The sequence below is a fragment of the Methylobacterium sp. WL69 genome (genome assembly GCF_008039485.1).
Classification (GTDB): Bacteria; Pseudomonadota; Alphaproteobacteria; order Rhizobiales; family Beijerinckiaceae; genus Methylobacterium.
Genome location: NZ_VRUZ01000006.1, coordinates 1 through 15,415 on the forward strand (window position 1 = coordinate 1; position 15,415 = coordinate 15,415).

12 protein-coding genes and 1 pseudogene are annotated in these 15,415 nt (G+C 70.9%); 9 read left to right on the forward strand and 4 right to left on the reverse strand.

Annotated elements, in window-relative coordinates; all coding sequences use genetic code 11:
- From FV218_RS23090 to parE, 3 genes and pseudogenes are all read left to right on the forward strand, one after another.
- Positions 1 to 123, forward strand: a pseudogene (locus FV218_RS23090) (porin family protein); the annotation flags it as partial.
- A gap of 154 nt (positions 124 to 277) precedes the next feature.
- Positions 278 to 2,272, forward strand: coding sequence for a PhoX family phosphatase (locus FV218_RS03250; protein WP_147708690.1), 1,995 nt, complete (start codon positions 278 to 280; stop codon positions 2,270 to 2,272).
- A gap of 277 nt (positions 2,273 to 2,549) precedes the next feature.
- Complete coding sequence (gene parE, locus FV218_RS03255; RefSeq protein ID WP_147708691.1) at positions 2,550 to 4,598, forward strand: DNA topoisomerase IV subunit B; 2,049 nt, start codon at positions 2,550 to 2,552, stop codon at positions 4,596 to 4,598.
- A gap of 136 nt (positions 4,599 to 4,734) precedes the next feature.
- Here the strand turns inward: parE and topA are convergent, their stop codons facing one another.
- Positions 4,735 to 7,500: a type I DNA topoisomerase gene (gene topA, locus FV218_RS03260; protein WP_056095982.1), complete on the reverse strand. Its 2,766-nt coding sequence runs from the start codon at positions 7,498 to 7,500 to the stop codon at positions 4,735 to 4,737.
- Positions 7,501 to 7,739: 239 nt separating this feature from the next.
- On the opposite strand from topA, the gene FV218_RS03265 reads away from it, so the two are divergent.
- From FV218_RS03265 to dprA, 5 genes are all read left to right on the forward strand, one after another.
- Positions 7,740 to 8,690 (forward strand): aspartate carbamoyltransferase catalytic subunit, encoded by a 951-nt coding sequence (locus FV218_RS03265; RefSeq protein ID WP_056095985.1) that lies wholly within the window; start codon positions 7,740 to 7,742, stop codon positions 8,688 to 8,690.
- A 216-nt stretch (positions 8,691 to 8,906) separates the two neighbouring features.
- A complete protein-coding gene (locus tag FV218_RS03275; protein WP_056095990.1) occupies positions 8,907 to 9,293 on the forward strand; it encodes a type II toxin-antitoxin system HicB family antitoxin in 387 nt (128 codons plus the stop codon).
- Positions 9,294 to 9,295: 2 nt separating this feature from the next.
- Positions 9,296 to 10,591: a dihydroorotase gene (locus tag FV218_RS03280; RefSeq protein ID WP_147708750.1), complete on the forward strand. Its 1,296-nt coding sequence runs from the start codon at positions 9,296 to 9,298 to the stop codon at positions 10,589 to 10,591.
- Complete coding sequence (plsY, locus tag FV218_RS03285) at positions 10,588 to 11,196, forward strand: glycerol-3-phosphate 1-O-acyltransferase PlsY (RefSeq protein ID WP_187272951.1); 609 nt, start codon at positions 10,588 to 10,590, stop codon at positions 11,194 to 11,196. Before FV218_RS03280 ends, plsY begins: the two co-directional genes overlap by 4 nt.
- Before the next feature lie 38 nt (positions 11,197 to 11,234).
- Positions 11,235 to 12,404, forward strand: a complete 1,170-nt coding sequence (gene dprA, locus FV218_RS03290) for a DNA-processing protein DprA (RefSeq protein WP_147708693.1) — start codon at positions 11,235 to 11,237, stop codon at positions 12,402 to 12,404.
- A gap of 7 nt (positions 12,405 to 12,411) precedes the next feature.
- Here the strand turns inward: dprA and FV218_RS03295 are convergent, their stop codons facing one another.
- On the reverse strand, positions 12,412 to 13,587 hold the full coding sequence (locus FV218_RS03295) for a hypothetical protein (RefSeq protein WP_246684972.1): 1,176 nt from the start codon (positions 13,585 to 13,587) through the stop codon (positions 12,412 to 12,414).
- 224 nt (positions 13,588 to 13,811) lie between these two features.
- Here FV218_RS03295 and FV218_RS03300 point away from each other — a divergent pair, with 224 nt between their 5' ends.
- Positions 13,812 to 14,072, forward strand: a complete 261-nt coding sequence (locus FV218_RS03300) for a hypothetical protein (RefSeq protein WP_147708694.1) — start codon at positions 13,812 to 13,814, stop codon at positions 14,070 to 14,072.
- A gap of 218 nt (positions 14,073 to 14,290) precedes the next feature.
- On the opposite strand, the gene ruvX is transcribed toward FV218_RS03300, so the two are convergent.
- Positions 14,291 to 14,779 carry a Holliday junction resolvase RuvX gene (gene ruvX, locus FV218_RS03305; RefSeq protein ID WP_056096003.1) on the reverse strand — a complete coding sequence of 163 codons (489 nt, stop codon included), beginning with the start codon at positions 14,777 to 14,779 and terminating at the stop codon, positions 14,291 to 14,293.
- A gap of 87 nt (positions 14,780 to 14,866) precedes the next feature.
- Positions 14,867 to 15,406 (reverse strand): SMI1/KNR4 family protein, encoded by a 540-nt coding sequence (locus FV218_RS03310; RefSeq protein ID WP_147708695.1) that lies wholly within the window; start codon positions 15,404 to 15,406, stop codon positions 14,867 to 14,869.
- Positions 15,407 to 15,415 lie beyond the last annotated feature (9 nt).

A 15,415-nucleotide genomic window follows, 5' to 3' on the forward strand; every position in this document is an offset into this window, starting at 1 on the left:
GCCGGCGCGACCATCTTCACCAACAGCCCGGGCGTCGTCCTGGCCAGCGGTGGCCGTCAGGTCCGCGACACCGAGTTCGCCGTCGTCCGCGCCGGCCTGAACTACAAGTTCGGCTCGTACTAGGACCCGACCGGCGCCCCTCACCGGGCGCCACCGGCTCCACGAACCCCAGAAGCCCGGCCGAAAGGCCGGGCTTTTTCGTGCGACGCATCCGTCATGCCGGTGCCATGCGAAGCCGGTAGGAGGCGCGGTTCTCAGGATTCGACGGAGCCGATGGATGACGCAGCCGACGCGAACCCGCTCGCGGGCGGCCGAAGACGCCGAGGATGCCGGCTCCAATGCCAGCGCCAACGCCACCTTCGGCGACGTGGTCGCCGCGCGCTTCGACCGGCGCGACCTCCTGCGCGGGCTCCTCGGGGTCGGCGCCATCGCCGCCGTGGTGACGCCCCGCGCCCTCGCCGCCCGCGAGGCCCACGCCGCCCAGGGGCGGAACGGCGACGCGTCCGCTCCGACCCGCTTCCCCTTCGCGGAAATCGAGGCGGGTTCGGACACGCACCATCACGTGGCGGCGGGACACGACGCCCGGATCCTCATCCGCTGGGGCGACCCCGTCCTGCCCGGCGCCCCGGCCTTCGATCCGTACAACCAGTCGGCCGCCGCGCAGCGCCAGCAGTTCGGCTACAACAACGACTTCGTCGGCTACTTTCCCATGCCGGGCGCACCCGACCCGGCCGCCCACGGGCTCCTGGTGGTCAACCACGAATACACCAACGAGGAACTCATGTTCCCCGGGCTGGGGCGCCAGGACCTCAAGGGCGTGGCCTTCGCCGGCATGACGCGGGACCTCGTCGAGATCGAGATGGCGGCCCATGGCGGCTCGGTGATCGAGATCCGGCGCACGGACGGCCGCTGGGCCGTGGTGCCGGATTCGAAGTACGCCCGCCGCATCACCGTGGAGACCCCGATGGTGCTCACCGGCCCCGCCGCGGGGTCCGAGCGCCTGATGACCGCCGCCGACCCCACCGGCCGCGCCGTCCACGGCATGATCAACAACTGCGCGGGCGGCACGACTCCGTGGGGCACGTGGCTCACCTGCGAGGAGAACATCAACTACTACTTTTCGGGGACGCTTCCGCAGGACTCGGCGGAGGCCGCCAACCACAAGCGCTTCAACCTGCCGAACTCCGCCTACGCCTGGGGCCGGTTCCACGAGCGCTTCGACATCGGAAAAACCCCGCGCGAGCCGAACCGCTTCGGCTGGGTGGTGGAGATCGATCCGTTCGATCCGAACTCCGTCCCGAAGAAGCGCACCGCCATGGGCCGGTTCAAGCACGAGGGCGCGGCCGGCATCGTCGCCAAGACGGGGCAATACGTCGTCTACCAGGGCGACGACGAGCGCTTCGACTACGTCTACAAGTTCGTCACCGCGGGGCGGGCCGACGGCGGCGACCGCGATCTGCTCGATTCCGGCACGCTGCACGTCGCCCGCTTCGATCCGGACGGGCGCGGCATTTGGATGCCCCTGGTGTTCGGACGGGGACCCCTGACGCCGGAGAACGGCTTTGCCGGCCAGGCCGACGTGCTCATCGGCGCGCGCCTGGCCGCCGACCGTCTCGGCGCCACCAAGATGGACCGCCCGGAGGACGTCGAGGCCAACCCGAAGACCGGCAAGGTCTACGTGATGCTGACCAACAACGGGAAGCGCACACCCGATGGGGTCGACGCCGCGAACCCGCGCGCCGACAACCGCTTCGGCCACATCGTCGAGCTCACCCCCGATGACGGCGACCATACCGCGCCCGGCTTCGCCTGGGAGATCCTGGTCCGCAGCGGCGATCCCGCCATCGCCGCCGTCGGCGCCACCTTCTCGTCGGCGACCACGAAGGACGGCTGGTTCGGCATGCCGGACAACTGCGCGATCGACGGCCAGGGCCGCCTCTGGGTCGCCACCGACGGCAACTCGGCGTCGCGCACGGGCCGGTCCGACGGCCTCTGGGCTTTGGAGACGGAGGGCCAAGGGCGCGGCACGGGAAAGCACTTCTTCCGGGTGCCGTGCGGGGCCGAGATGTGCGGGCCGTACTTTACGCCCGACGACACCACCTTCTTCGTCGCCGTCCAGCATCCGGGCGAGGCGGACGAGGACGATCCCAAGGCCGCGCCCGCCACCTTCGAGGCCCCGTCGACCCGCTGGCCGGATTTCGATCCCGCCCTGCCGCCGCGCCCGGCCGTGGTGGCGATCACGAAGCACGGGGGCGGTCGCGTCGGCACCTGAGGGTGCCAGCGCCGCGACGCGATAAAAGGCTTCCCCCGACCGTCAGCCCTTCTTAACCAACCCTGTCCCATGCCATGGGGTATCGTGCCCTTCGGGCATGGGGTCGGTGCGCCCGGCGGATCGGGGGACCCGACCCCATCCCGCGGGGGGGAAGCCCCTTTCTGTTTCCGGTTTGTTCCGGTATGGTCAGAGGATGAAGGCGAATGCTGCACGGTCTCCCTCTGCGACCCGGTCCACGAAGCAGGCGGCCGTGCCGTCGCCCGCGCGGAGCACTCCGGTGAGCGATCCCGCGCGCGACCTTTTCGTGGGTGGCAAGGCGCCGGCGCCGAAGGCCGCCGAGCGGCGCACGCGCGAATCCGCCGTGGCTCCGCTCGTGCTCCCTTCGGCGGAGGCCGGCTACGACGCCTCGGCCATCGAGGTGCTGGAGGGGCTGGAGCCCGTGCGCCGCCGCCCCGGCATGTATATCGGCGGCACCGACGAGCGCGCCCTGCACCACCTCTTCGCCGAGGTGATCGACAACGCCATGGACGAGGCGGTGGCGGGGCATGCCAGCTTCATCGAGGTGGAGCTGGAGGAGAGCGGCCACCTCGTGGTGACCGACAACGGCCGCGGCATCCCCGTCGATCCGCACCCGAAGTTTCCGGGAAAATCCGCCCTGGAGGTCATCATGACCATCCTGCACGCGGGCGGAAAGTTCGATTCCAAGGTCTACGAGACGTCGGGCGGCCTGCATGGCGTCGGCATCTCCGTGGTCAACGCCCTGTCCGACGAGCTCGAGGTCGAGGTCGCGCGCGCCCAGACCCTCTACCGCCAGACCTTCTCACGGGGCCATGTGCAAGGGCCCCTGGAGACGGTGGGCCGGGTGCAGAACCGGCGCGGCACCCGGGTGCGCTTCCACCCCGATGCCCAGATCTTCGGGGCCCTGAAGTTCGACCCGCGCCGCCTGTTCCGCATGGCGCGCTCCAAGGCGTACCTGTTCGGCGGCGTCGAGATCCGCTGGCGCTGCGCCCCCGCCCTGCTCGAGGGCATGGACGACGTGCCGGCCGAGACCGTGCACCGCTTCCCCGGCGGCCTGCGCGACTATCTCGCTCGCGATCTTGAGGGCAAGGAGCTCGTCACCGACGCGATCTTTTCGGGCAAGATCACCAAACCGGGCGGCCACGGGTCCCTCGAATGGGCGGTGGCCTGGATGGTGGTCGAGGACGGCGTCTCGGCCTCCTACTGCAACACGATCCCGACGGCCGAGGGCGGCACCCACGAGAGCGGCCTGCGCGTCGCCCTCCTGCGGGCCCTGCGCGAGCACGCCGAGCGGGTGAACCAGGCCAAACGCATGACGGCCGTCACCACGGACGACGTCATGGCGACCTGCGCCTCGATGCTGTCGGTGTTCATCCGCGAGCCCGAGTTCCAGGGCCAGACCAAGGACAAGCTCGCCACGGTGGAAGCCTCCCGCATCGTCGAGACGGCGATCCGCGACGCGTTCGACCATTGGCTCGCCGCCTCGCCGGCCCAGGCCAACAAGCTCCTCGACTGGGTCATCGACCGGGCCGAGGAGCGCCTGCGCCGCCGCCAGGAGAAGGACGTCGCGCGCAAATCCGCCACCCGCAAGCTGCGGCTGCCCGGAAAACTCGCCGATTGCTCGAAGGCCGGCATGGCCGGCTCCGAGATCTTCATCGTCGAGGGCGATTCGGCCGGCGGCTCGGCCAAGCAGGCGCGCGACCGCGCCAGCCAAGCCATTCTCCCCCTGCGTGGAAAAATCCTCAACGTGGCGTCGGCGAGCCGCGACAAGCTCGTCGCCAACCAGCTCATCTCGGACCTGACCCAGGCGCTCGGCTGCGGCACCGGCAACAGCTTCCGCCTGGAGGACCTTCGCTACGAGAAGGTCATCATCATGACCGACGCCGATGTCGACGGCGCCCACATCGCCTCCCTGCTGATCACGTTCTTCTACCGGCAGATGCCGAAGCTCATCGACAAGGGCCACCTCTACCTGGCGATCCCGCCGCTCTACCGCCTGACCTACGGCGCCAAGACGGCCTATGCCCGCGACGACGCCGACAAGGAGCGGGTGATCAAGACCGTGTTCAAGGGCGCCAAGGTCGAGATCGGCCGCTTCAAGGGTCTGGGCGAGATGATGCCGGCGCAGCTGAAGGAGACCACCATGGACCCCAAGAAGCGCACGCTCCTGCGCGTCGGGGTGCTGGAGGATGCCCGCATCTCCACGGGGGACGCCGTGGAGCGCCTCATGGGCAACAAGCCCGAAGCCCGCTTCGCCTTCATATCCGAGCGCGCGGCCTTCGCCGACGGGGCCGAGCTGGATATCTGATCCAGGCTCCAGGCCGATCGCAAGATCGTCCGGGTCTCGAAGGGCATAGCCCTTCGCGGGTCCAGGGCTGGCCCTGGCAACCGTGTCGGGCCCTGCCCGACACCCGCCGAAGGGATGATCCCTTCGGAATCCCGGATCAGGCTTTCTTAGCCGTCGCCTTGCGCGCGGCTGCGGGTTTCGCCGCCGCCGCTTTGGGGGAGGCCGCTTTGGCAGGCGCCTTCTTCGCGGCCGGCTTCTTGGCCGGGGCGTCCGCGCCATCGGTCGTCACGGCCTTCGCAGCCGCCTTCTTAGCCGGAGCCTTTTTCGCAGGGGCCGACTTCGCCGACGCTTTGCGGGCCGGGGCGCGCTTCTTGCCGCCGCCCGACGCCTCGCGGGCGGCGATGAGTTCCAGGGCCTGGGGGAGGTCGATGTCCTCCGCCGCCTGAGTTTTGGGCAGGGTCGCGTTGGTAGTGCCGTCGGTGACGTAGGGGCCGTACTTGCCCGATTTCACCACGATGGCCTTGCCCGTCTCGGGATGATTGCCGAGGGCCCGGCCCGGATCGGCGGCGGGGCCGCGCCGCCCCCCGCCCTGCTCCTTGGCGACGATGATGTCGATGGCCCGGTTGGCGCCGATCTCCAGCACGTCGTCGTCGCGGCCGAGATTCGCGTACATCTTGCCGTGCTGGACGTAGGGCCCGAACCGGCCGAGATTGGCCAGGATCGGTTCGCCGGTCTCGGGGTGTTTCGCCACCTCGCGCGGCAGGGACAGCAGTTTCAGGGCCTTCTCCAGGTCCACGCTCGACGGGCTGAGGCCCTTCGGGATCGAGGAGCGCTTTGGCTTCGGCGCCTCCTTGTCGGGGGAGGCCTCGCCGAGCTGCACGAACGGGCCGAAGCGGCCGTCCCGCAGGCTCACGGCCATGCCGGAGACCGGATCGGTGCCGAGCACCCGCGTGCCGGGCTGGCCGCCATTCTCCGAGGTGCCGTCGCCGTCGCCCTCGACGGCGCTGGCCGCGAGCTGGCGGGTGTACTTGCACTCGGGGTAGTTCGAGCAGCCGACGAAGGCGCCGAACTTGCCGAGCTTGAGCGAGAGCTGGCCGGCGCCGCAGGTCGGGCAGGTGCGCGGGTTCGAGCCGTCGGCCTTTTCGGGGAAGATGTGGGCGCCGAGCAGATCGTTCAGCGCGTCGAGGACCTCGGTGACGCGCAGCTCCTTGGTGCCCGCGATGGCCGCGGAGAAGTCTTTCCAGAAGTCGCGCAGGACCTCGCGCCAGTCGATCTCGGCATTGGAGACCCGGTCGAGCTGGCCCTCGAGGTCGGCGGTGAAATCGTACTCGACGTAGCGCTTGAAGAAGCTCTCGAGGAAGCCGGTGACGAGGCGGCCCTTGTCCTCGGCCACCAGGCGCTTCTTCTCGATCTTCACGTATTCGCGGTCGCGCAGGGTCTGCAGGATCGCCGCGTAGGTGGAGGGCCGGCCGATGCCGAGCTCCTCCATGCGCTTGACGAGGCTGGCCTCGGAATAGCGCGGCGGCGGCTCGGTGAAGTGCTGGGTCGAGGCGATGCGCTCGCGCTTGAGGGCGTCGCCGGCCTTCATCGGCGGCAGGCGACGGCCGTCCTCGTCCTCCTCGTCGTCCTTGCCCTCCTGGTAGAGGGTGAGGAAGCCGTCGAATTTAACGACCTGCCCGGTGGCGCGCAGATCGAGCTTGCGCGGGCCGACATGGGCGACGATGTCGACGGTGGTGCGTTCCAGTTCGGCCGATTCCATCTGGCTCGCCACCGTGCGGGTCCAGATGAGTTCGTAGAGCTTGGCCTGCTCGGCATCCACCGTGCGGGCCACGGTCTTGGGCAGCCGGCCCATGTCGGTGGGGCGCACGGCCTCGTGGGCCTCCTGGGCGTTCTTGGCCTTGGTGCTGTACTTGCGCGGCGCCCCCGGCAGGTAGCGCTCGCCGTATTCCTTGGCGATGACCTGGCGGGCGTCGGCGATGGCTTCGGGCGCCATGTCGACGCCGTCCGTCCGCATGTAGGTGATGAGGCCCACCGTCTCGCCGCCAATCTCGACGCCCTCATAGAGCTTCTGAGCCGCCCGCATGGTCTGGGCCGGGGCCATCCCGAGTTTTCGCGAGGCTTCCTGCTGCAGGGTCGACGTGGTGAAGGGCGGCGCCGGATGACGCTTTGCCGGCTTTGCTTCAACGGTGCCGACGGAAAACGTCGCGAGTTCGAGGTCGCGCTTGAACGCCGCTGCCTCGTCGCCGGTGCCGACGTCGAGGCGCTGGATCTTCTTGCCGTCCGCGCCCGTGAGCCGGGCCTCGAACACGGCGCCGGTCTCGGTCACCAGGGTCGCGACGAGGGACCAGTATTCGCGGGGGCGGAACACCTCGATCTCGCGCTCGCGCTCGCAGACGAGGCGGAGCGCCACGGACTGGACGCGGCCGGCCGAGCGGGCGCCCGGGAGCTTGCGCCACAGGACCGGAGAGAGGTTGAAGCCGACGAGGTAGTCGAGGGCGCGGCGCGCCAGGTAGGCGTCGACCAGGGCCTGGTCGATCTGGCGCGGGTTGCGCATGGCGGTGTCCACCGCCGCCTTGGTGATGGCGTTGAAGGTCACCCGCTCCACGTGCATGCCCTTCAGGGCGCGCCGGGCGTTGAGCGCCTCGACCACGTGCCAGGAGATGGCCTCGCCCTCGCGGTCCGGATCGGTCGCGAGGATCAGGCCGTCGGCGCCTTTGAGCGCCTTGACGATGTCGGAGACCCGCTTCGAGCCGCGCTCGTCGAGCTCCCACAGCATGTGGAAGTCGGCCTCCGGATCGACGGAACCGTCCTTGGCCGGCAGGTCGCGGATGTGGCCGAACGAGGCGAGCACCTCGTAGTCGCGGCCGAGGTACTTGTTGATCGTCTTGGCCTTGGCCGGCGACTCGACGACGACAACTTTCATGGAGGGATTCCGAGCCTCTCGTGAGGGCCTCTTTTCCGCAACGGGCGGTTGAGCGCCCGAGGGCGCTTCGCCGATGCGGCAAGGCGGGCCGCCTCCCGGGGGAGGGGCCTTTTGCGGGGCATGAAGTGGGTTAACCCTCGGGCGATGTCAAATGGAGACACTTTGCCGGGTGCGCCGGGGGCCTCGGACGACCGCCGTCTTGCGGGCGCCGCGTGCCCGCTGTAGCGCTGACCCTCGTGATGACCAGCGCCCCGACTCCGCCCGGCTTCCCCCACCGCCACCTCCTCGGCATCGAGGGCCTGTCGCGCCCCGACATCGAGGCCCTGCTGGAGCGGGCCGATGCCGCTGTGGCCCTCTCCCGGCAGGTGGAGAAGAAGCGCACCACTTTACGCGGTCGCACGCAGATCAACCTGTTCTTCGAGCCGTCCACCCGGACCCAGGCGTCGTTCGAGCTCGCCGGCAAGCGGCTCGGCGCCGACGTGATGAACATGTCGGTGGCGTCCTCCTCGGTGAAGAAGGGCGAGACCCTCATCGATACCGCCGCGACCCTCAACGCCATGCGCCCCGACATCATCGTGGTGCGCCACCACGCGGCCGGCGCCGTGCATCTCCTGGCGCGCAAGGTCGATTGCGCCGTGGTCAATGCCGGCGACGGCGCCCACGAGCACCCGACCCAGGCGCTCCTCGACGCCCTCACCATCCGCCGCAACAAGGGCCGGATCGAGGGCCTGACCGTGGCCATCTGCGGCGACGTCCTGCATTCGCGCGTCGCCCGCTCCAACATCATCCTGCTCCAGGCCCTCGGCGCCCGGGTCCGGGTGATCGGTCCCTCGACCCTGCTGCCCACGGGCCTCGCCCGCTTCGGCGTCGACGTGTTCACCGACATGAGGCAGGGACTGGCGGGGGCCGACATTGTCATGATGCTACGCCTCCAGCGCGAGCGCATGAACGGGTCCTTCGTGCCCTCCGTGAAGGAGTACTTCCGCTATTTCGGCCTCGACGGCGACAAGCTGGCGCTCGCCGCTCCCGACGCCCTGGTGATGCACCCGGGCCCGATGAACCGCGGCGTCGAGATCTCGTCGGAGGTCGCCGACGGCGCGCAATCCCTCATCCGCGAGCAGGTCGAGATGGGGGTCGCCGTCCGCATGGCCGTGCTCGAAGCCCTCGCGACGCACCTGCCGAACGCTTGACATGCCCCCGCGCGACTTCGACCTTGATCTCCAGGCGATCCGCAAGCGCCTGGAGCGGGAGGGCTGGCGGATACGCCCCGCAAAGGGACCCCACGAGATCTATGTCCGTGAGGGCCGGCCGAACGTCGCGGTTCCGCGCGGTCGGGGCGACCTTTCACCGGGAACGGCACGCGCGATCGCCCGCAATGCGGGTTGGCTCGACGGGAGCAGGACGCCATGACGGCCTATATCGGCATCCTCGAGAAGGAGCCCGGAACCCTCTGGGGCATCTGGTTTCCCGATCTGCCCGGGTGCATCGCCGCCGCCGGGACGGCCGACGAGACCATATCCCAGGCGGGAGAAGCGCTCGCGCAATGGTTCTCCCTCATGCGGGAGGACGGTGAGACGCCGCCGCCGCCCCGGACCATCGAACAGCTTCGCGGCGATGCGGACTTCGCCGAGGCCCTGGCCGCCGGGCATATGGCCATCGTGATCCGGCCGCCCGTCGATGAACTCGACCTCGACGACGGCCAGTTGCGGGCCGTGGACGAGGCGGCCGAGCGGCGTGGCCTGTCACGGCGTGGCGTCGTCCGCGCCTTCGTTCTCAGCCAGATTTCAGGATGAGCGTGCCCTCCCTTCTCCTTACCAATGCCACCCTGTGCGATCCCGCCACCGGCCGGCCGGCCCCCGGCCACGTCCTCGTGCGCGATGGCCGCATCGCCGACATCGCTTGGGGGGCCGCCCCGGCCGCCCCCGGGGGGGCCGAGACCGTCGACTGCGCCGGGCATGTCCTCGCCCCCGGCCTCATCGACATGCGCGCCTTCGTCGGCGAGCCGGGCGCGGAGCACCGCGAGACCCTGGCCTCCGCCAGCGCGGCGGCGGCCGCCGGCGGCGTCACCACCCTCGTGTGCATGCCCGACACCAACCCGGTCATCGACGGGCCGCCCATCGTCGATTTCGTCCTGCGCCGGGCCCGCGACACGGCCTGCGTCAACGTCCTGCCCGCCGCCGCCATCACCAAGGGGCTGGCCGGGCGCGAGATGACGGAGTTCGGCCTGCTGCAGGAAGCAGGCGCCGTGGCCTTCACCGACGGGCTCAAGGCCGTGACCAACGCCCAGGTCCTGCGCCGGGCCCTCACCTACGCCCGGGATTTCGACGCGCTGATCATGCAGCACGTCGAGGAGCCCGACCTCGTCGGCGAGGGCGTGATGAACGAGGGCGAGATGGCCTCGCGCCTCGGCCTCATCGGCATCCCGCGCGAGGCCGAGACGGTGATGCTGGAGCGCGACATCCGCCTCGTGCGCCTCACGGGCGCCCGCTACCACGCGGCGATGATCAGTTGCGCCGATTCCGTCGAGATCGTGCGCCGGGCCAAGCACGACGGCCTGCCCGTCACCTGCGGCGCGTCGGTGAACAACCTCGTGCTCAACGAGGGCGATATCGGCCATTACCGCACCTTCTGCCGGCTCTCGCCGCCGCTCCGCCACGAGACCGACCGCCTCGCCCTGGTGGCGGCCCTGAACGAGGGCGTGGTCGACGTGATCGTGTCGGACCACAACCCGCAGGATGTCGAGACCAAGCGCCTGCCCTTCGCCGAGGCCGCCGACGGGGCGCTCGGCATCGAGACCCTGCTCGGCGCTGCCCTGCGCCTCGTCCACACGGGCGACATCGCCCTGCCGCGCCTGCTCGCCGCCCTCACGGCGCATCCGGCAAAGATCCTCGGCCGCGAGGCCGGGCGCCTCGCGGTCGGCGCGCCAGCCGACCTTGTGCTCATCGATCCAGACGTGCCCTACATCCTCGACAAGCGCAGCCTGAAGTCGCGCTCGAAGAACTCGCCCTTCGACGAGGCGCGCCTGCAGGGGGCCGCCGTGCTCACCCTCGTCGGCGGCCGGGTCGTCTTTCGCGATGGGGGCTTCGCGTGACCTATGCCGAGGCCGCCTCGGTGCCGATGCTGTGCGCGAGTCTCGCCGGGGGCTACCTCCTCGGCTCGATTCCCTTCGGCCTGATCTTCACGCGTCTGGCCGGCCTCGGCGACGTGCGCGCCATCGGCTCGGGCAACATCGGCGCCACCAATGTCCTGCGCACGGGCCGCAAGGGCCTGGCCGCCGCCACCCTCGTGGGGGATGCCCTCAAGGGCACGGTGGCCGTACTCATCGGCCTGCGCTTCAACCTGGAGCCGGCCCTGGCGGCGGGGCTCGGAGCCTTCCTCGGCCACCTGTTCCCGGTCTGGCTCGGGTTCAAGGGCGGCAAGGGCGTGGCGACCTTTCTGGGCGTGCTCCTAGCGCTCAGCCCGGTGGCGCTCGCCGCCTTCGCGGCGATCTGGCTCGGCCTCGCCTTCGGCCTCCGGTACTCGTCCCTCGCGGCGCTGGCCGCCTCGGCCGCCACGCCCGTCGTCCTGTGGGTCCTGGGACAGCCGGGGGTTGCATGGCTCTTCCTCCTGCTCGCGGCCCTGCTATGGTGGAAGCACGCGCCCAACATCCGCCGGCTCCGCGCCGGCACCGAGGGGCGCATCGGGCAGAAGGGCTGAGGAAGACCGACGCCGCCCGAGAGCCAGGGGGCAGGGCGATGCAACTCAACGATGCCCAGCGCCTCGACTGGCTCCGCCTCATCCGCGCCGAGGGCATCGGCCCGCGCACCTTCCGCACCCTGATCAACCGCTTCGGCGGGGCCGGCGCCGCCCTGGAAGCCCTGCCGACCCTCACCGGCCGCGCCGGCCGCAGCGTCACGCCGCCGACGCGGGCCGAGGCGCAAGCCGAACTCGCCGCCGCCGCCCGCCTCGGCGCCCGCCTCGTGGCCCTGGGCGAGGACGACTACCCGAAGCTGCTTCAGGCGGCGGACTCCGCTCCGCCGCTCCTGGCCGTGCGGGGCGACCCGGCCGTCCTGAACCGGCCGGCCGTGGCCATCGTCGGCTCGCGCAACGCCTCGGCCGCCGGCCTGAGCGTCACCGAGCGCCTCGCCCGCGAGCTCGGCGCGGCCGGTCTCGTGGTGGTCTCGGGGCTGGCCCGCGGCATCGACGCCCGCGCCCACAAGGCCGCCCTCCCGTCCGGCACCGTGGCGGTGCTGGCGGGGGGACACGACCGGATCTATCCGGCCAACCACGCCGGCCTCGTCGCGGCGATTCTGGAGGCGGGCGGGGCGGTGGTCGCCGAGATGCCCATGGGCTGGGAGCCGCGGGGCCGCGATTTCCCGAGGCGCAACCGCATCATCTCGGGGCTCAGCCTCGGCACAATCGTGGTCGAGGCGGCGAGGCGCTCCGGCTCCCTCATCACCGCGCGCTTCGCCCTGGAACAGGGCCGCGAGGTCTTCGCCGTGCCGGGCTCGCCCCTCGACCCGCGCGCCGAGGGCACCAACGACCTCATCCGCCAGGGCGCCACCCTGGTGGCCGAGGCCGCCCACGTCCTCGAGGCCGTCGCCCCCCTGATCGGGCGCGATGCGGAGGGCCGCGAGCCCCTCGCCCGCGACCACCCGGACTTCGCCGACGCGCCGATCTTCTGGGACGAACTCGACGTCGACGGGATCGTGCTGCCGATGCCGGTGGATTCCTTCGACCCGCCCGAACCCGCGGACGACCGCGCCCGCCTCATCGGGCTGCTCAGCCCGACCCCCATCGGCACCGACGACCTCGCCCGCGCCGCGGGCCTGAGCGTGCGGGTGGTCCAGACGACGCTCCTCGAACTCGAACTCGACGGGCGCATCGAGCGCCACGGCAGCGGGGCGGTGTCGCTGGTGGGATGAGCGCGGCTCAGCGCAAGTAGATCACGCTGTAGAGGCTGCGCCGCAGCTCGTCCTCCCGGAGCCAGACCCGGCCGTTGTCGCAGCGCCGGGCGATGTCCGGCCGCATCCGGGCGCAATACTCGCCGGTGTTGTCTTGGACGAGGTACTGGCACCGGCCCGCCGCCTTGCGCCGGCCGATGACGGCGCTCGAATGGTCGGCGGCGAGATCCGGGTCCTTCGGGTCGCGGTCCTGCAGGATGTACCAGCTGTAGCCGATGGCCGGCGCGCGGCTGTGGTCGAGGGCGTAGTCGACCCTGGACAGCAGGCGGGTGATGTCCGTTCGGGCCGGCGGTCGGCCCGCCTCCAGCATCGCCATGAAGTCGAGCTGGTTGGCGGCGACGCGGGCGGAGACCGGCAGCAGGGGCACGGGCAGGGGCTCGCGCCGGCACAGGGCGTCGACCCGCCGCAGCCACGCGTCGTTGAAGGCGTCCGCCCGCCGCGACCGGAGTTTGTCCACCGTCGCGCCGACGCGGCGCAGGCACTGGTTCGGCGCACGAACGGGGGCGCTGAAGCGCAGGGCCGCGTAGGTGGGGGCGAAATGCGCGTAGCCCTCGTGCGAGGGCAGGTCGCGCTCCGCGCACAAGCCGCCGAGGTTGTAGAGCAGGGCGGCGGCATCCTCCTCGCCGCCCTCCAGCTTGTCGAAATAGGGCTGCAGGCCCGGGTTGCCGACGGGGTTGATGTCGGCGGCGTTCCGGCCCCAGGCGATGTCGGCGGGGTAGGCCGGATGCGCTCTCAGATGCGCCCGCAGGGCCGGATCGGGCAGGGCTTCGAGGCGGGCCGGATCGGCGAAGTAGAACTTGCCGGCCACGTCCAGGGGCGACACCGCCCGGCCGACGCGCTGGGAGATCATGTCGGCGGTGGCATAGGCGAAGCAGATGGCGCTGTCGCCCTGCCCGACGGGGATCTCGGCGGGTCTGGGCGAGATCAGGGGACCGCCCGGAAGCCGGTGGGTGCCGGGCGGCATGGCGATCTGCACCGGGGCGCAGGCGGCGTTGCGCACGTAGCGCGGGGTCGCGGGCAGGATGCGCGGATCGACGCCCTGCGCCGGCGTGGCCGATCCCGCCACGAGGAGCAGGAGCAGCGCGCCGCAGGCCGACCGGACGTTTCCTGCGCGCCCGGCTCGTTTCACGTCCCGCTCGAACATTTTCGGCCTATCCCTGCGGGTCCACCCTCGGGCTCGCTAAACCATCGGCCCGCGCAGGGGAATTCGGTTCTCGCCGGAGGCCCCCGAACAACGCATCGGCTGGTTTGGCGGGGTTGCGTGCGCTTCGACACGTCACGCCAAGCTGACGCTCCCTATCTGTAGTTCAGACAGAGAGAAACGAACCGGTTCGTCGGTTCGACCTGCAGAGGAAACAGAGTATCACAATGAAGACCCGTATCGCCGCCATCGCCGCCGCTCTCGTGCTTGGCGTTGCTCCGATCTCGTCTGCCATGGCATTCGAAAACACCGCGCGTTACACCGCGTTCACCCCCTATGACGTCGAGACCACGGGTTCGGTCGATGCCGCGCCCCGCACTCCGTCCTATGGCGGCTGCCCGATGAACTCGGCCGCCGAGGGCAACGCCAACCAGCAGAACTTCCCCGTGATGCAGTACGGCCAGACCTCGGGCGGAAACCGTTGCTGATCCGGGCACGGGAGGTGACACCCATGGTCCTGAAGGGCTTTTCCTACGCGATGATCGGCGCCTTCGCGGGCGGCCTGGTCTTCACCATCGTCGGCGCATCCCAGGCGATGCTGAGCCTGTAAAGGCTCGGCCAACGGCACGGAGATTGGACGGACGGGCGGCGGAGCGAAGGCTCCGCCGTTTTCGCGCGCGGGCTCGAAGCTCTCCCGTTACCTGCATCACGTGTCGTCCGCCGCGTCCTCCAGCACGCCCCGCATCTGATCCAGGCAGCCCTGGAGGATGTAGGCCGCCGCCAGCTTGTCGACGACATCGCCGCGCTTGGCCCGGGAGGCGTCGGCGGCAATGAGGGCGCGGGTGACGGCGGCGGTGGACAGGCGCTCGTCGCAGAACAGCACCGGCAGGTCGAGGAGCGGCTTGAGGTTACGCACGAAGGAGCGGGTCGACTGCACCCGCGGGCCCTCGCTGCCGTCCATGTTGAGGGGCAGGCCCATGACGAGGCCGCCGACGCCGTGGGTCTCGCAGAGCTGGCGCAGGCGGGCGACGTCGGGGGTGAACTTGACCCGGCGGATGGTCTCGAGGGGCGAGGCGATCTGGCGTCCGACATCCGACAGGGCGAGCCCGATGGTCTTGGTCCCCAGATCGATGCCGATGAGGCGGCGCCCGCCCCGCGACGCCTCCGCGAAGGCGCGGATCTCGGCCTCGGTCATGTCTGTCGCTCCCCGGTGATCCGCCGGTCCTGATCGATCCGTAGCCCGGTGGCAATCCGGGGCCTCGGACGTCAGGGCAGGGGGCGGTCAATGCGTGGCGGGGGCCGGGTCGTCGCCGGCGAAGGTCGAGGGCAGGGGGGCGGCCCCCATCCCGAGGATGCCGCGCACGGCCGGGCCCTGCACCCGCCGCAGGAGATCGCCGAGGTCGGCCCCACCGAAGCGAACGGATTCGAGGTCGGCGCCCATCACCCAGATCTCGTATTCGGGCCGATCCGGGACGACGTCCCAGAACAGGAACTCGCCGGCCTCCGAGCGGCCGAAGAAGCAGGCCCGCTCCACCACGGTGGGATCGTCCCCCTCGACCTCGAAGCGGTGCTCGGGGTGGTCGGCGAGGACCGCCCCGATGCTGTGGGCCATGAGCTCCGCGCCGGCGACGAGATCGGTGTCCGGATCGGGGCCGGGCGTCAGGATGCGGACATGCTCGGCGGCGAGGCCGGCGCCCCAGCGCCGGCAGAAGTCGCGGTAGGAGGCGGGCAGGGGAAAGCCCAGCGCCGCCTCGGCGCGCGCGAGATCCGCCTCCCCCGAGACCGGTCCGGCCACGCCCTGCGCGAACACCGTTTCCCACATTTTCCCGTC